The following is a 14,976-nucleotide window of genomic DNA, read 5'->3' as shown; positions in this document are numbered from 1 at the left end:
GCCGACTTCAGCGCCATCCGTCGAGGGATACTTGCGGCCATCGATGAGATAGCGGCGGAGGGCGCTGACGGTGGTCTCCACGAACTTCTCGGGGGATGGCATCGGTGTCAACCCAGCGGCCCTGCGAGTGCTTGCGGGGTTCTCGGGCTCGCCGGTCCATTCGTGGGCGGCGAGGACGACGGTGAGGAAACCGCCTGGGGCTTCGACGCCCCAGGCGCCGTGGATAATGTGGGCGACCTTCAGGGACTCCGGTTCACCGTCAGGCTGGTCTCCTCGTACAGCTCCCGGACCGCGGTCTCGGTGATGGGCTCGCCGGGTTCACTCTTGCCGACGGGCAGGTCCCACATGCCCTGAGCGAACTTGGCGTTCTAGCTGCGCTGGAGGAGAACGACGCGGTTGGTGCCCCTGTCGTGGACGATGACGGCGGCGACCAGCAGGGACATAGATTCGAGGGCAGGGTTGAGGGCCTTCTGCTGCTGGTCGTCGGTGGACCTCATGAGGCGGATTCCTGCTAGGTGGTCTTCCACTCCTGGTCGAGGATCGAGTACGTGATGGAGTCCCGCCAGGCACCGCGTACGTGGACGTGTTGGCGGATGCGGCCTTCCTCGGTCATTCCGGCGCGGAGCAGGGTTTTGTGGGAGGCGGTGTTGAGGGGGGCGCGGGCGGCCCAGACACGGTGGAGGTCGAGGGTGTTGAAGGCGACGGCGAACACGGCGCGGACGGTTTCGGTGCCGTAGCCGACGCCCCAGGCGGAGGGGTGGAGGGCGAAGCCCATGGTGGCTGCCTGGGGTTGGTGGGGGTCGAGGGCGAGGCGGGCGTAGCCGATGAGGTGGCCGGTGTCGCGTTCGACGATGGCGAGGCAGTACTCGTCGCGGGGCTTGGTCGTGGCGGTGGTCATGGAGCGGGCGATGATCTGGCCGACCTGGTCGCGGGTGCGGGGCTCGAAGGAGAGGTGTTCGGTGGCCTCGGGGTTGCCGTAGATGGCGTGGACGGCGTCTACGTCGTCGATGGTGATTTCCCGCAGGAGCAGGCGTGGGCTGGTGTGCTCGACCGGGTACATGGTTTCGGACCTTACCGGGGCAGGGCCGGGGTGGGGGTGGCGGTGAAGGCTTCCAGTTCGGCTCGCAGGTCTTTGGTCTGGGCGGCGTTGCGCAGGGGGCCGGTGGACAGAGCCTCGCGGACGCGTTGGGCGGAGACGATGATGCCGTGGTTGTGCTGGGCGGGCGGCAGGTCGAGTACGGGGCCGACCGCGTCGGCGGCGCCGTCGAGGTCTGAGCGGGCGATGCGGGCGAGGGCGAGGTTGGTGTGGGCGCCGGCCTGGTCGCCGAAGGCCCATTCGTCGGCGGGGGCGGTGGCGTAGGCGTGGACGGCTTCTTCTGCCGCGCGTTCGGTATTCCGGGTGGTGTCGCCGAGGAGGACGCGGGCCTCGGCGGTGTAGTAAGCCTGGCGGGGCCTGGGGAAGGTGAGGATGCCGCCGATAGCGTCGAGGTCGTCGCGCACGGTGGCGTCGCGGGCGTCGGTCGCTTGCAGCAGGGCGGTGTGCACTCCGTCGGCGTCGCCGAGGACGGCGTGGGCGCGGGCCTCCTGGGCTGCGAGCCAGACGGCGACCGTTCCGGCCGGGGCGGTGAGCAGGGTGGCACCTCGGGCGGCGTAGGTGGCTGCGTCGTCGGGGCGTCCGGACCAGTAGGCGATGAGGGACTGCAGGCCACGAATCCAGGCGCGCATGCCGTTGTGTCCGGCCTGGTCGGCGCAGACGTAGGCGGCGCGGGCCTGGGTCATGGCGGACTTGGGGTCGGACAGGTCGTGGGATGCCTTGGCGAGCATGCCGGAGGTCATGGAGGCCCATAGGTGCAGGTCGACGGCCTGCGCGGGGGTGGGGCGGTCGGATTCCAGGAGGCGGAAGACGAGGTCCTGGATCTCGATGAGGTCGGCGAGGATGTCGTGGAGGGCGACGCGGGGGTACGCGGCGGCGATTCTGGTGACCTCGTCCCTGATGTGGTCGAGGGTCTCCGCGCCGACCGACGTGGATTCCGCTATCACCGCGAACCGCAGTGCCCTGTTAGCCGCCATGGCTGCCTGCCTTCCCATCTCGTACGTGGTCGTGCTGTTCGGCGCACCGCTTGCCGCCCCGAGGGCGAAGTTCTCGTCCGGCGGTGTTCGCTGAGCGTGTGCGGTGACCGGCAGAGCGTGCGGTCCCGGTGGCGCCAGGAGTTCGTCGACAGGACGGTCGAAGAGGTGGACCAGGATCCGGCGGGCGTCCGGGACCGGTTTGGTCTCGCCCAGGTACCAGCGTTCGTAGGTGCGTTCGGACGGGGCGAGGGTGGCGAGGTGAGGTGCGCCCTCGATCTCGGCCAGTTCTCTCGCGGCCTTCTCGAACCGGCCCCGGAACGTCGGGTACTGCCAGTTGCGTTGGGTGATGATCTGGTGGAGCAGTGTCCGCATGGTGACCCCCAACCCGTCGCGGTGCGCTGGTGCAGACGCTAGAGCTCTCGCAGCCCCGGAACCCGTTATTCCTGCTGATCCGGCCGAACTTGACGGTCCGATGACGGGCCGATGACGCCGCCCGTCACCCGCCGATGCGGAACCTGACGGTCCGATGGCGGTAGAGATGCGGCCCGGCCGCCGCGACTCTCTTACTCATCGTTACCGAACGTCGCAGTCCGAACACCCTCAATAGAGCAGGGAGTTCCTCCGTCATGACCAGCACGGCCACAAAGACCATCGCGACCACCGGCCAGATGCCAACAACTCCGGACGCATGGGGCCGACGTCGCCTCTGCGCCTACGTCCGCAGCCACAGCTACCGCCCCGGCTCCGCCGACACTCCGCACTTCGCCGCCCGGAACGTCGCTCACGAATGGGCTCGGCTGCCGCTGGTCGAGTCCCTGGCTCCGCATCACCGGGGCAGGCGGCCATGACAACGTCACTGACCCAGGACGTGGCTTCCGCGCTGATTCTTGCCCGGCACCGCCCCACCGGCGAGCTCGCCGATCAGCTCCGCAGCCGTCTCCGCAGCCGCATCAGGCACGTCATCGAGCCCGCCACCCGCTACGCGGAGGGGCTCCCGGACGGACGCTCACGCGACATCGCCACAGACACCGTGCGCTACGCCCGCCGCCTCAGCACCAGCAGCGGCTCTGAGTTTCGCGACCCTGCCGCAGAGCTGCGGCTGCTCGCCAAGTCGCTGGAGATCCTTTCGCGTTACGCCGCCGCGGCGGAGACGCCCACCGACGCCGAGCACCAGAGGGCCGCGGAATGAGCGAGGCACGGAAACCGCGGCTGCCGGTCCGTACACCTGGTGCCACCCTCCGATCCCGGAAGCGACCGGACACGGTCGCGTGGGTGGTGCCGCCTGGGTTACCGCCTCGCCCCCAGGCCACGACCGCGCATCCCGCCCGGTTGAACCGTGAGGCGGCGGAGGCGCCGCCTCATGCGGGCCGCTGCACACCACCCCTGGCCCCCGCCCACGCCCCGCTTGTCCTCTGTGAGGAGTCGCAGATGTCGTCTGCCCTGCCCGATCTCGAATCCGCTCGCGTCGGTGTCCTGTGCGGCGGCCACTCCCCGGAACGGCCCGGCTCGATCGCCTCCGGCGAGGCGGCGGCCAAGGCCCTCGCCCAGACCGGCCTGCGCACCGAGTTGATCGACCTCGCCGAGACCCCGGCCCGCGAGCTGGCCGACCGTATCGACGTCGCCTTACTCGGCCTGCACGGACTCGGCGGCGAGGACGGCAAGATCCAGGGAACCCTGGACACCTTCGGCGTCCCCTACACCGGGTCCGGAGTCATGGCCTCGGCGATCGGCATGTTCAAGCCGATGTTCAAACGCCTCATGGCCGCCCAGCGGGTCGACACGCCCGACTGGCTCGACCTCGACCCCGGCCTGTCGACCGCGCAGATGGTGACCATGGTGAAGATGACGCTCGGCTGCTGGCCGGTGTTCTTCAAGCCCTGCTCGGGCGGCGGCAGTCTGGTCGCCGGGGTGGCCCACGACGAGACGGAACTGGCGGCGCTGATCGACGCGGCGCGGGAGCAGACCTACGACCGGTTCATGGCCGAGGAGTACGTGCCCGGCATGCCGTGCACGGTCGGCGTCCTGGAGGTCGACGGCCAGCTCACCGCGCTGCCCATCCTCGGTGTGGAGACCACCCGCCCGTTCTACGACTACGAGGCCAAGCACGACCCGTCCCTGCGCAGCGAGTACTGCCCCGCGCCGCTGCCCGGCTGGCAGACCCGGCAGGTCCAGCAGCGCGCCCTCGACATCCACCGGCTCGTCGGCGGTCACGGCGTCTCACGGGTCGACTTCATGGTCGGCGGTGACCGCGCCACGGTCCTGGAGATCAACACCCTGCCCGGCCTGTCCACCCGAGGGAACCTCGCCACCATGGCCAAGGCCGCCGACATCAGCTACCCGCAGCTGGTGCGACACGTCCTGAAGACCGCCTTCACCAAACCCGCCTACGTGCCCTGACCGGAAGACTGCCCCACATGCCGAACAGCCAGACCACACACCCGTCCGTGACCCACCCCGTGCCGTACTACGCCCAGTGGGCATCCCCGGAGCTGGTGCCCGCGATCATCGGGCGCGAGATCTCCGCCGCCGAGGACCCGTTGTGGCACGCGTACGGGGCGGACAGCCCAGAGACGTACGAGTGGTGGTCCTGGCGGCTGTGCGGCATCGCCTGCCTGCGCATGGCCCTCGACCACTGGCGGGACGCAACCCGAGAGCCTGCCCCGCCCACCGCCATGGCTCTGGCCGAGGAGTGCGTGAAGGCAGGTGCGTACGTCAAACGGGACGACGGCGGCCTCGACGGCCTCATCTACGCCCCCTTCGCCGACTACGTACGCGAACGCTGGGGACTCCACGCCGAGGCACGTCCCGACCTCCCTGCCACGGCCATCTCCGAACACCTCGCTGCAGGGCAGCTGGTGATCCTCTCCGTCCATCCCTCCATCCGCACCCTCGCCCCCGAGCCACCGCGCAAAGGCGGTCACCTGGTCCTCGCTGTCGGAGCCACACCGGACCAGGTCGTGCTCCACAACCCCTCCGGTTTCCCCAGTGCCTCCCAGCAGTTCCACGAGGTCCCGTGGGAAGATCTGGACCGCTTCTACGCGGGGCGCGGAGTCGTTCTCGGCCCGCCGCAGGGCCCAGTCGGCGGGCGGAAGATCGCCGTCCTCGGAGAGATGCTCGAACTCGGCGACGAAGCGATCGAAGCCCACCGGGAGATCGGCCGTTACGCCGCCGAGCAGGGCGTCGACCTGATGGTGGCAGTCGGCGGTGACCTCGCCAAGCAGCTCGCTCTCGCGGCCGCCGACGCGGGCGTGCCGGAGGTGGCGATCGTGGCGGACAACGCGACAGCCGTTACCCTCGTCGAATCCCGATTGCGACCCGGCGACGTCGTACTGACCAAAGCCTCGCGCGCCGGGCAGCTCTGGCAGGTCGCCCAGGCGCTCACGGGACAACCAGTCACCGGACTCCTCTGATCAGCTCCGCCGCGACACTTGACCGGTCAGCGCCGCCGTGCGGCACCGTTCGCCGGACTGGCGCCGGTCGAGTTGACACCGGGGGCCGGGCGGGATGCGCCCCTGCGGGCCTTGGCTGCTTCGGCTCGTGGGCTGGGTACGTGGCGTTCGCCGAGGCGGCGGATACGCCAGGTCAGTGCGCGGGCGGGGTTGCGGGCGTCGTCCAGGGGGCGCTGGCCGAGTGCCTGGTCGAGGACGGTGGTCGCGTTGTGGCCTGCCGCCTCTGCCCCGGCGAGCACGGCGGCGAGGGCATCCCAGGCGGGGTCGCCCAGGATGCGCTCGACAGCATGAACATCGCCGTCCTGCGGTCCCACAAGGTCCGCCAGGACAAGGAGCGTGAGGAGTGGGGCGCCGCCTGGCGGGACACGGGCAAGGTCTTCACCCAGGAGGACGGCTCCTGGGTGCACCCCGAGGCCGTCTCCGAGGCGTTCCGCCGCATCCTCGCGACTACCGACCTGCCGCCGATCACGCTTCGTGACCTGCGCCACGTCGCGGCGACCCTCACTCACGGAGGCGGCGGCGACATCCACGCGGTGAAGGAGACCCTGCGGCACTCCACCATCACGCTCACCTCGGACACGTACACGAGCCTGATCCCCAGGGCTCGGAAGGCCGGGGAATCCGCTGACGGGAGCCCTGCTGACGGCTCGTCCGCTCACGCATCGCTCACGCACGGGCCCAAAAACGCAGCAGCGTCCGAGCCCGCCGAAGCGGACCCGGACGCTGCGTAGCAGGTCAGAGGGGGTTTCCCTCTCCCTGTCGCGGTAGGCCGTGTGGGACTCGAACCCACAACCAATGGATTAAAAGTCCACTGCTCTGCCAATTGAGCTAACGGCCCGCAGTCTGAAGCATAGCCCCCGACCGGGTCAGGCTCCGAAGGTATATGGCAGACAGCGCGGATGTCCGGTTGATCTTCGGCAGACGGCAGCGGGCCCGTCCGTGTGGGACGGGCCCGCTGCTGTCAGTCAGCTGCCTGGGTGTCAGCCGTTGCGCTTCCAGCGCGGCTTCTCGTCGCGGCGGCCGAAGGAGCTGCCGCGGTGGTCGTCGCGACGGTCGTCACGGCGGTTGAAGGGGCGGTCGTTGCGGTCGCCCCGGTGGTCGCGGTTGAAGGGGCGGTCGCTGCCGCCGCGGTGGTCGCGGTTGAACGGGCGGTCGCCGCGGTCGCGGTTGAAGCCGCCACGGTCGCCACGGTCATCGCGACGGAAGCCCGGACGGTCGTCACGGCGGAACCCGCCGCGCTCGGAGTCGCGGGAGCCGCGGAAGCCGCCGCGGTCGTTGCGGTCGCGGTTGAAGCCGCCACGGTCGTTACGGTCATCGCGGCGGAAGCCCGGACGGTCGTCACGGCGGAACCCGCCGCGGTCACCGCCACGGTCGCCACCGCGGTCGTTACGGTCGCGGTTGAAGCCGCCACGGTCGCCGCCGCGGTCGTTACGGTCGCGGTTGAAACCACCGCGGTCGTTACGGTCATCGCGGCGGAAGCCCGGACGGTCGTCACGGCGGAACCCGCCGCGGTCACCGCCGCGGTCGCCACCGCGGTCGTTGCGGTCGCGGTCGTTACGGTCACGGTTGAAGCCGCCACGGTCGCCGCCGCGGTCGTTACGGTCATCGCGGTCGCGGCGGTCGAAGTTGCCTCGGTCGTCGCGACGCTCGCGGCGCTCGTACGGCGGGCGCTCCTCGCGCGCCGCACGGGACTCGCGCGGCTGCTCCGAGGCCGGCGCGGAGGCGGCCGGGGCCTCGGCGGCGGGGGTCTCCGTCTCGGCGGCCGCAGCCGCGGCGGCGATGGCCGCCTCCGGGTCCTCGCCGCGCTCGCGCGCCGCGCGGGCGGTCAGCCGGTCGGCCTCCTCGCGGAGCTCGGTGGCACGGCGCTGCGCGCGCTCCAGGTCACGGGTCAGCTCCGCCACGTCGCGCTCGGCCTGCTTCGCGGCGTTGTCCGCGGAGTCGGCCTGGACCTCGGTCAGCGAACGGGCGCCGGTGATCTCGGCGACCTCGGGGTCGAAGGCGCCGCCGCCGCCGACCATGTGGCGGCTGGCGTCCACGCCCGCGTCCTCCATCAGGCGGAAGATCTGGCGGCGCTGGTGCGGGAGGGAGAGGGACACGACCGTGCCGCTGCGGCCCGCGCGGGCGGTACGGCCGGAACGGTGCAGGTAGTCCTTGTGGTCGCCCGCCGGGTCCACGTTCAGGACCAGGTCGATGTCGTCGACGTGGATGCCACGGGCGGCGACGTCGGTGGCGACCAGCGCGTTGACGTAACCGTCCTTGAAGTCGGCCAGCGTGCGGGTACGCGCGCCCTGCGTCATGCCGCCGTGCAGCGCGTCGGCGCGCACCCCGGACTCGCGCAGCTGCTCGGCGATGCGGTCGGCGCCCAGCTGGGTGCGGACGAAGATGATCGTGCGGCCCTTGCGCGCGGCGATGGCGGCGGTGACCGGCGCCTTGTCGCGCGGCTTCACGATCAGGATGTGGTGGGTCATCGTGGTGACGGCGCCCTGGGCGGCGTCGACCTCGTGGGTGACCGGGTCGGTCAGGTAGCGCTTGACCAGCGTGGAGATCTCGTTCTCCATCGTGGCCGAGAACAGCATCCGCTGGCCGCCGGTCGGCACCTGGTCGAGCAGTTCGGTGACCTCGGGCAGGAAGCCCAGGTCGGACATCTGGTCGGCCTCGTCGAGTACCGCGATCTCGGTGTTCTCCAGCGAGCAGGCGCCACGGTTGATGATGTCCCGCAGACGGCCCGGCGTCGCGACGAGCACGTCGACGCCGCGCTCCAGGGCGTAGATCTGATTACCCATCGAGGTACCGCCGCAGACGACCTTCATCTTCAGGCCGAGCACGTCGCCGTACGGCTGGAGCGCGTCCGCGACCTGCATCGCGAGCTCACGGGTCGGGGTGAGGATGACGCCGCGGGGCTTCTTCTTCTCGGTGCGGCCACCGGCCAGCGTGGCCAGCAGCGGCAGGCCGAAGGAGAGGGTCTTGCCGGAGCCGGTGCGACCGCGGCCCAGGATGTCCTTGCCCGCCAGGGCGTCCGGGATGGTCGCGGCCTGGATCGGGAAGGGGGTGGTGACGCCGTTCTGGGCGAGCTTGCGGACGACGCCTTCGGGCAGGCCCAGGTCGGCGAAGGTGACTTCGGGAGCCTTGGGAGACTCGGCGGCCTCGGGGGACTCGGCGGCCTTGGGCGCCTCGTCGGCGGCCGTCTCCGTCGCCGTGTCGAGGGTCGCCACCGCCTCGGGGGCGGCGTCGTTCTCGGGCAGGGCAGCGCGGTCAGCGCTGAGATTGGCAGTGTTGTTTTCGAGCATGCGAAATGCGAAACCTTCCGGAGTCTCGGCACGCGCCCAAACTCCGTGAATTCGCACACGACCGCCTCAATGCGGTCCAACCACGGCAAGGGAGAGTACGCGCCTCACGGCGCTCGCCTCAGGGTTCACTGACGGCGCCGGGCAAATGGGATCAAACGATCTACCACTGTACGCACCCACCACCCCGAATGGCAAACCAGACCCCACACACCGCTCTGACCTGCACTCTCGCGCCATTACCGCACCGCATTACCCACACCGGCACCGGCGTCGGCGTCGACACCGCTACGAGGGCTCGGCCTGGGGAGACGGCTCCGGGCCGTCCGGCCACGTCTGCTCGTGCGCCGAGTGCGCCCGCATCCGGTGTGCCGCCGACTCGGACGGTTCGGCGGGCGTCGGCTCGGGGGGATCGCTCGGCGTCGGCTCCGACCCGGTGGGCGTCTCGGTCGGCGTCGAGGACGGGGCGGGCGTGGGCGTCGTACGGGTGGGGTCCGGGCGCGGCGACGGCTCACCCGGCTTCGGGTCGTCGCGCGGCGGCCGGGGCTCCTCGTCCGACCCGGACCCGGAGCCGGACCCGGACCCGGAGCCAGCGCCGGAGCCGGCCCCGGAGCCGGAGCCGTCGGGGTCCGCCGCACCGGACCCCGACGACCCAGACTCGGCCCCGGAATCCGGCTGTTCGTCCGCCCCCGGCTCCGACTCCGCCTCCGAACCGGACTTCGGCCCCGGACCCGCCTCGTCGTCCTGATCCTCCTTCGCCCCGCCCTTCGACGAGCCGCTCGGCTCCGGCCGCCCCGACCGCCCGTGGCCGCCAGGCGCACCGCCTCCGCCCCGTACGCCGTCGCCGCTCACCACCGTCTCACCGTCCTGGATCGCCGTGCCGTCGTCCGCGGACCCGGCGGAGCGCGTCGGCGACGGCGCGCTCTCCTCCGCGCCCACACTCATACAGCCAGCGGTCGCGGCGACCGCGAGCATCCCGGCGACCAGCCGGACGGCTGCGTACGGCCTCAGCGGTGGTACGGGCAACGGGCGCACGGGCGGGCACCTCCGGGGTGCGGCGACGGGGTCCCCCTGCCCAACTCCGCCACCCGGCTAAAGACACGAAACCCGGCCCCCTCAGCCGTACCCCAGCTCGTGCAGCCGCTCATCGTCGATGCCGAAGTGGTGCGCGATCTCGTGCACCACGGTGATCTCGGACTCCGCCACCACGTCGTCCCGCGACTCGCACATCCGCAGCGTCGGCCCCCGGTAGACGGTGATCCGGTCCGGCAGCACGCCCGCGTACCACTCACCGCGATCGGTCAGCGGAGTCCCCTCGTACAGCCCGAGCAGCTCGGGGTCGTCCGACGGCGGTTCGTCCTCCACGAACACCGCGACGTTGTCCATCAGCCGCGTCAGCTCCGGCGGGATGCGGTCCAGCGCCTCGGCGACCAGTTCCTCGAACTCCTCGCGTGTCATCTCCAGCACACCGCCATTGTCGGGGATGAGTCCGCCCGTTCACCCGTTGGGCGGGCGGCTTCGCCCCCGCGCGTCCTCCCTCGGCCCTGCTCGGCATACCCGCTCCCAGGTCTGGGCATAGGGGACCAATGGCCCGCGATATCCGCGATATCCGAGGCGCGGCGGCCGCACTCCGGCGCCGCTATCGTGCGCACCGGTCGCACCCGGTCAGCGCGCTGGTGCAGCCCGCGCACCCCTGGGCGCGCGCCGCCGGTCTGGCCGTGGTCGTGCTGATGGGCGCCTGGCTCGGGCTGCTGATCGTGGGCAGCGTGCGTACGCCGGTCGGGCCGATGGACACGACGATGACGCTCAGGCCCTCGCTCTCCGGCGGCACGAAGATCAACGTGTCGCCGCTGGGCGCGCTGGAGCTGGACAGCCATGCCGCGCCCGTCCGCCTCGATGTGGACGTGGACCAGCTCGACCCGGAGCGCTCCCAGTATCTGGTGGACCGGCCCGAACGGCTGACGGGTCTTCAGGAGAAGATCACGGCCGATGTACGGAGCGGCGCCCTCGACGTGGCGGTGCGCTCCTGCGTCGCCGTGGTCAGCGGCGCCACGGCGCTGGGGCTCGCGGTCTACCGCCGCCCGCGCCGCGCGCTCGCCGCGGGCGGCCTGGCGCTGGCGCTGCTCACCGCGTCCGGCGTCAGCGCGTACGCCACCTGGAACCCCAAGTCGGTCCTGGAGCCGAGGTTCTCCGGGCTGCTGTCCTCCGCGCCGTCGCTGGTGGGCGACGCCCGCAGCATCGTCAGCGAGTTCGACGTCTACCAGAAGGAGTTGGCCCGCCTGGTCACCAACGTGACCAAGCTGTACGACGCCGCGTCGACCCTGCCCGCGTACGAGCCCGACCCGTCCACCGCCCGAGTGCTGCACGTCTCCGACATTCACCTCAACCCGGCCAGCTGGCACATCATCTCCTCGCTGGTCGAGCAGTACGAGATCGACGTCATCGTCGACACCGGCGACACGATGGACCACGGCTCCGCGGCCGAGAACAGCTTCCTGGACCCGATCCGGCAGCTCGACGCCCCGTACGTCTGGGTGCGCGGCAACCACGACTCCCTGGCCACCCAGCGCTACCTCCAGAAGTTCGAGAACGTGCGGGTGCTCGACGACGGGCGGGCGGTGAACGTCGCGGGGCTGCGGTTCGCGGGGATCGGCGACCCCGCGTTCACACCGGACCGTACGGTCGCCGACCAGGGCGACGAGATCCAGGAGTCAGCCGGTGCACGGCTCGCGGCGGCGCTCCGGGCCGAGCGCGAGAAGGGCACACCGGTGGACATCGCCGTCGCGCACAACCCGGTGGCGGCGCGCGGCACGGACGGCGCGGTGCCGCTGGCGCTCACCGGGCATCTGCACCGCCAGAAGATGGAGGTGCTGAAGGGCGGGACCCGGCTGCGGATGGAGGGGTCGACGGGCGGCAGCGGACTGCGGGCGATCGAGGGCGACAGCCCCGCGCCGATCACGGCGTCGGTGCTCTACCTGGACCGGGACACCAAACGGCTACAGGCCTGGGACGAGATCAGGCTGGGCGGTCTGGGACTGACCACGGCCGAGGTGAGCCGCCATCTGCCCAAGGAGAACCAGCCCGGCGCCGCCACGCCGTCACCGAGCCCGACCCCGAGCCCGACCCTGAGCCCGACCCCGTCGCCGTCGCCGTCGCCGTCGCCGTCGCCGACCCCGACCCCGACCCCGTCGCCGTCGCCGTCGCCGTCGCCGAGTCTGGCGTCGTCACCGGGCCCGACTCCGGCTCCGAGCCTGACACCCTCGCCGAACCCGACGCCCTCTCCTTCTCCCTCTCCCTCTCCGCCGCCGTAAACCGTTTTGGCGAACGCTCCGCGCATCACATATGCTGCTCACGTCCCCGACGCGCTGAAAAGCGCCCAGGCGGGCCTTTAGCCCTCATCGTCTAGTGGCCCAGGACGCCGCCCTTTCAAGGCGGTAGCACGGGTTCGAATCCCGTTGGGGGCACAGCGACGTCACCCCTGGTGACGGCTCCTGGCAGAGCCGATCGCCTTCCCGCCCAGGGAAGGCGGCCGGAATCCCGTTAGGAGCACGCGACACCGTGTGCGAGACTAGTCCCGCACACACGCCAGGTCCTGTGGAGCAGTTTGGAGTGCTCGCCACCCTGTCAAGGTGGAGGCCGCGGGTTCAAATCCCGTCAGGACCGCTGCGACCCCTCGTGGATCGCGTGGCTGGGTAGCTCAGTTGGTACGAGCGTCCGCCTGAAAAGCGGAAGGTCGCCGGTTCGACCCCGGCCCCAGCCACCACTCGAAGGCCCCGATCTCCGGACCGGGGCCTTCGTCGTGCCCTGCTCTCCTCTCAGCCGCGCTCGGCGTGCTCGCGCTCGGCTCGCGCCGCGCGGCGGCCGCGTACGAACCAGACCAGCGCCACCGCCGCCGCCACGCCCGCCAGCAGCGCCGCGTCCGGGACCCGGTCGCCGATGTCGCGGGCCCAGCGCTCGACCGCGAACGCGTCGTCCGTCCCCAGCAGCCCCGGCAGCGCCGTCGTCCCGTCGTACGCCAGGAAAAGCGCGCCCAGCAGGACGAAGAACAGCCCCGACGCCAACGACGTCGTATGCAACTCGAACCGCCCGCCGAACCGTTCGCCGAACCGTCCGCCAAGCCGCAGCGTCCGGCCGCGCAGCCACCGCCGCCGCCCCAGCTCGAAGCGCTCCCACAGCAGCGCCAGCACGAACAGCGGCACCGCCATCCCCAGCGCGTACACCGCGAGCAGCGCCCCGCCGTACCCCGGACTGCCGCCCATCGCGGCCACCGTCAGGACGCTCCCGAGGATCGGGCCCGCGCAGAACCCGGCCAGCCCGTACACCGCGCCCAGCGCGTAGACGGACAGCGCGGTGGTCGGCCGGATGCGCCCGGACAGCTCGGCCATCCGGCGTGAGGCGAAGCCCATGCCGAGGATCTGCAGCACCCCGAGCGCGATGATCAGCCAGCCCCCGGCCAGCACCAGCAGATCCCGGTTGCCGTAGAAGAAGCGGCTCGCGTACGAGCCCGCCGCGCCCAGCGGGACCAACGTGCTGGCGAGCCCCAGGTAGAAGACGCCGGTACGGGCCAGCAGCCGCGACGAGCTGTCGATCGAGTACGCGAAGAACGCCGGGAGCAGCAGCGCGCTGCACGGGCTGAGCAGCGCCAGCAGCCCGCCCAGGAACGCGGCGAAGTACCCGATGTCGCTCACTTCGCCGCGGCCTCCTCCGCCTTGGCCTTGGCCTCAGCCGTCTCCTTCGCGGCCTCGATCGCCTGGACGAACGTCGCCTCGGGCTGGGCGCCCGCCAGCGGCCGCCCGTTGACCAGGAAGGACGGGGTCGAGGTGGCGCCGAGGCCATACGCCTCCTCGCGGTCCTTGTCGACGGCCGCGCGCGCCGCGTCGGAGTCCCGGTCCTCACGGAACCGGTCGAGGTCCGCGACCCCGGCGGTACGGGCCAGCTCGTCGAGCCGGGCCGCGCCGAAGCCCTTCGCCTTGGCGTCCGTCGCGTACGCCGCCTCGTGGAACTCCCAGAACTTCCCCTGCTGCCCTGCCGCCCAGGCGGCACGCGCCACGGCCTCGGACTTCTCCCCGAAGATCGGGAAGTTGCGCCACTCGATGCGCAGGGTGCCGTCGTCGACGTACTTCTTCACCAGCGCGGGTTCGGTGTCACGGGCGAACTTGCCGCAGTAGCCGCACTGGAAGTCGGCGTACTCGATGAGCACCACGGGGGCGTCGGCGCGGCCCTGCGCGAGCGGGTCCTTCGCGTCGCGCCTGGCCAGCTTCTCCAGCTCGGCGTAGACGCCGCTCTGCGGGTCGGACGACCCGTCGGCGGCCGAGGCGGAGGAGGGAGAGGAGGGAGAGGAAGGAGCGGCCGAGGAGGTGACGACCGTGGCCGACGCGCCGTCCGGCTTGGTCGCGGTGTACGAGAGGAAGCCGAGCAGCGCGGCGGCGGCGAGCACGCTCGCGCCGATCGCGATGCCGCGACGCCGGGAAGAGTTCTTTGCAGGGGTGACGGACACGGTGGTTCGGTACTCCTAAGGAGGAAGACAAGAGAGAAAGAGGGGGGAAGGGGGCGGCTCTCAGCGCGCGTCGGCGGCCGGGTCGGCGGCGCTGGTGGCCGCCGGAGCGGCCGGGCAGGCCACCTCACCCGCGAGCCGCCATACCGCGGCCACCGCGAGCAGCAGCAGCGAGACCGCCGCGAGCGCGGGCTGCAGGGGCGCCCAGACGGTCAGCGCGCCCGATGTGCCGAGCGCCAGCAGCACCAGCTTGTTGCAGACCGGGCAGCCCACGGCCAGGAAAGACAGCACCCCGCCGACGGAACCGAGCCGCGACGCCCGCCGCCCGGACTGTCCTTCGGACTGCCCTTCGGACTGCCGTTCGGGCCGTGCTGGCCGCTCGGGCGCGCCGCGCCCCGTACGGACGTACGTCGCCAGGAGCAGACCCGCGAGCAGTGACGATGCCGCCAGTACGGGGTAGCTCCACGGCTCGGGCGGGATCTCCCGCCCGAAGACGGGGTTCGGGATCATCGCGGTCGGCAGCCCGATCAGCAGCGCGGAGCCCACGGCGGCGCCGAGCGCGACGGCCCAGCGGGCGATCGGCCAGGCGGCGGGGGCGCGCAGGGCGAGCCGCAGCAGGGTGCCCGCGCGGCGGGTGCGGCGCGGGATGCCAGTGGTCATGTGAGGTGTCTCCGGTCCT

General features: G+C 71.6%; 13 protein-coding genes, 4 tRNA genes and 3 pseudogenes. 9 read left to right on the top strand and 11 right to left on the bottom strand.

The annotated features are described in order from the left end of the window. Window positions 1–7 precede the first annotated feature (7 nt). The 3 genes and pseudogenes from ACX6XY_RS15290 to ACX6XY_RS15280 form a co-directional block, all read right to left on the bottom strand. A pseudogene (locus ACX6XY_RS15290) lies at window positions 8–497 on the bottom strand (NUDIX domain-containing protein). Between the two features lie 14 nt (window positions 498–511). Next, window positions 512–1,060 (bottom strand): GNAT family N-acetyltransferase, encoded by a 549-nt coding sequence (locus ACX6XY_RS15285; protein ID WP_460330484.1) that lies wholly within the window; start codon window positions 1,058–1,060, stop codon window positions 512–514. 11 nt (window positions 1,061–1,071) lie between these two features. Beyond that, window positions 1,072–2,442, bottom strand: a complete 1,371-nt coding sequence (locus tag ACX6XY_RS15280; protein WP_460330482.1) for a hypothetical protein — start codon at window positions 2,440–2,442, stop codon at window positions 1,072–1,074. 254 nt (window positions 2,443–2,696) lie between these two features. Between ACX6XY_RS15280 and ACX6XY_RS15275 the strand changes: the two genes are divergently transcribed. The 4 genes from ACX6XY_RS15275 (at window position 2,697) to ACX6XY_RS15260 (ending at window position 5,480) form a co-directional block, all read left to right on the top strand. After that, window positions 2,697–2,918 carry a hypothetical protein gene (locus ACX6XY_RS15275; protein ID WP_460330479.1) on the top strand — a complete coding sequence of 74 codons (222 nt, stop codon included), beginning with the start codon at window positions 2,697–2,699 and terminating at the stop codon, window positions 2,916–2,918. Then, a complete protein-coding gene (locus ACX6XY_RS15270) occupies window positions 2,915–3,259 on the top strand; it encodes a DUF6415 family natural product biosynthesis protein (protein ID WP_460330476.1) in 345 nt (114 codons plus the stop codon). The genes ACX6XY_RS15275 and ACX6XY_RS15270 overlap by 4 nt, the downstream gene beginning before the upstream one ends. 239 nt (window positions 3,260–3,498) lie before the next feature. Continuing rightward, window positions 3,499–4,467 carry a D-alanine--D-alanine ligase family protein gene (locus ACX6XY_RS15265; RefSeq protein WP_460330473.1) on the top strand — a complete coding sequence of 323 codons (969 nt, stop codon included), beginning with the start codon at window positions 3,499–3,501 and terminating at the stop codon, window positions 4,465–4,467. 17 nt (window positions 4,468–4,484) lie between these two features. After that, complete coding sequence (locus ACX6XY_RS15260) at window positions 4,485–5,480, top strand: glutamate ligase domain-containing protein (RefSeq protein ID WP_460330470.1); 996 nt, start codon at window positions 4,485–4,487, stop codon at window positions 5,478–5,480. 26 nt (window positions 5,481–5,506) lie between these two features. Here the strand turns inward: ACX6XY_RS15260 and ACX6XY_RS15255 are convergent. Next, window positions 5,507–5,800 (bottom strand): annotated as a pseudogene (locus ACX6XY_RS15255) (mobilization protein); the annotation flags it as partial. Between ACX6XY_RS15255 and ACX6XY_RS15250 the strand changes: the two are divergent. Continuing rightward, window positions 5,792–6,250, top strand: a pseudogene (locus tag ACX6XY_RS15250) (site-specific integrase); the annotation flags it as partial. The pseudogenes ACX6XY_RS15255 and ACX6XY_RS15250 sit on opposite strands and share 9 nt — an antisense overlap. 34 nt (window positions 6,251–6,284) lie before the next feature. On the opposite strand, the gene ACX6XY_RS15245 reads toward ACX6XY_RS15250, so the two are convergent. The 4 genes from ACX6XY_RS15245 to ACX6XY_RS15230 all read right to left on the bottom strand — a co-directional run bounded on the left by ACX6XY_RS15245 (window position 6,285) and on the right by ACX6XY_RS15230 (window position 10,270). Next, window positions 6,285–6,357: transfer RNA gene (locus tag ACX6XY_RS15245), tRNA-Lys, on the bottom strand. Between the two features lie 142 nt (window positions 6,358–6,499). Beyond that, window positions 6,500–8,806, bottom strand: a complete 2,307-nt coding sequence (locus tag ACX6XY_RS15240; protein ID WP_460330467.1) for a DEAD/DEAH box helicase — start codon at window positions 8,804–8,806, stop codon at window positions 6,500–6,502. A 285-nt stretch (window positions 8,807–9,091) separates the two neighbouring features. Beyond that, entirely contained in the window at window positions 9,092–9,838 is a 747-nt protein-coding gene (locus ACX6XY_RS15235) for a hypothetical protein (protein WP_460330464.1), read from the bottom strand. An 81-nt stretch (window positions 9,839–9,919) separates the two neighbouring features. Continuing rightward, window positions 9,920–10,270 carry a metallopeptidase family protein gene (locus tag ACX6XY_RS15230; RefSeq protein ID WP_460330461.1) on the bottom strand — a complete coding sequence of 117 codons (351 nt, stop codon included), beginning with the start codon at window positions 10,268–10,270 and terminating at the stop codon, window positions 9,920–9,922. A 119-nt stretch (window positions 10,271–10,389) separates the two neighbouring features. On the opposite strand from ACX6XY_RS15230, the gene ACX6XY_RS15225 reads away from it, so the two are divergent. The 4 genes from ACX6XY_RS15225 to ACX6XY_RS15210 all read left to right on the top strand — a co-directional run bounded on the left by ACX6XY_RS15225 (window position 10,390) and on the right by ACX6XY_RS15210 (window position 12,566). Beyond that, on the top strand, window positions 10,390–12,114 hold the full coding sequence (locus ACX6XY_RS15225; RefSeq protein ID WP_460330457.1) for a metallophosphoesterase family protein: 1,725 nt from the start codon (window positions 10,390–10,392) through the stop codon (window positions 12,112–12,114). A gap of 80 nt (window positions 12,115–12,194) precedes the next feature. Further along, window positions 12,195–12,267 (top strand) — tRNA-Glu (locus tag ACX6XY_RS15220). Between the two features lie 124 nt (window positions 12,268–12,391). Next, window positions 12,392–12,466 (top strand) — tRNA-Asp (locus ACX6XY_RS15215). 23 nt (window positions 12,467–12,489) lie between these two features. Further along, window positions 12,490–12,566 (top strand) — tRNA-Phe (locus ACX6XY_RS15210). Between the two features lie 52 nt (window positions 12,567–12,618). Here ACX6XY_RS15210 and ACX6XY_RS15205 read toward each other — a convergent pair. From ACX6XY_RS15205 to ACX6XY_RS15195, 3 genes are read right to left on the bottom strand one after another with little or no spacing between them, the layout of a single operon-like run. Next, on the bottom strand, window positions 12,619–13,491 hold the full coding sequence (locus tag ACX6XY_RS15205) for a cytochrome c biogenesis CcdA family protein (protein WP_460330454.1): 873 nt from the start codon (window positions 13,489–13,491) through the stop codon (window positions 12,619–12,621). Continuing rightward, window positions 13,488–14,300, bottom strand: a complete 813-nt coding sequence (locus ACX6XY_RS15200; protein WP_460330451.1) for a DsbA family protein — start codon at window positions 14,298–14,300, stop codon at window positions 13,488–13,490. Before ACX6XY_RS15200 ends, ACX6XY_RS15205 begins: the two co-directional genes overlap by 4 nt. A gap of 60 nt (window positions 14,301–14,360) precedes the next feature. After that, window positions 14,361–14,957, bottom strand: a complete 597-nt coding sequence (locus ACX6XY_RS15195) for a hypothetical protein (RefSeq protein ID WP_460330448.1) — start codon at window positions 14,955–14,957, stop codon at window positions 14,361–14,363. Between the last annotated feature and the right edge of the window lie 19 nt (window positions 14,958–14,976).

Source organism: Streptomyces sp. O3 (assembly GCF_054788135.1).
Note: the sequence above shows the minus strand (reverse complement) of the source record. Positions and strands in the feature narration are given on the sequence as shown.

Excerpts from the sequence above, each read along its gene's own strand:
- ACX6XY_RS15260 (WP_460330470.1), top strand. The coding sequence starts at position 4,485 with ATGCCGAACAGCCAGACCACACACCCGTCCGTGACCCACCCCGTGCCG.
- ACX6XY_RS15275 (WP_460330479.1), top strand. The coding sequence starts at position 2,697 with ATGACCAGCACGGCCACAAAGACCATCGCGACCACCGGCCAGATGCCA.
- ACX6XY_RS15195 (WP_460330448.1), bottom strand. The coding sequence starts at position 14,957 with ATGACCACTGGCATCCCGCGCCGCACCCGCCGCGCGGGCACCCTGCTG.
- ACX6XY_RS15240 (WP_460330467.1), bottom strand. The coding sequence starts at position 8,806 with ATGCTCGAAAACAACACTGCCAATCTCAGCGCTGACCGCGCTGCCCTG.
- ACX6XY_RS15270 (WP_460330476.1), top strand. The coding sequence starts at position 2,915 with ATGACAACGTCACTGACCCAGGACGTGGCTTCCGCGCTGATTCTTGCC.
- ACX6XY_RS15280 (WP_460330482.1), bottom strand. The coding sequence starts at position 2,442 with ATGCGGACACTGCTCCACCAGATCATCACCCAACGCAACTGGCAGTAC.
- ACX6XY_RS15285 (WP_460330484.1), bottom strand. The coding sequence starts at position 1,060 with ATGTACCCGGTCGAGCACACCAGCCCACGCCTGCTCCTGCGGGAAATC.
- ACX6XY_RS15265 (WP_460330473.1), top strand. The coding sequence starts at position 3,499 with ATGTCGTCTGCCCTGCCCGATCTCGAATCCGCTCGCGTCGGTGTCCTG.
- ACX6XY_RS15225 (WP_460330457.1), top strand. The coding sequence starts at position 10,390 with ATGGCCCGCGATATCCGCGATATCCGAGGCGCGGCGGCCGCACTCCGG.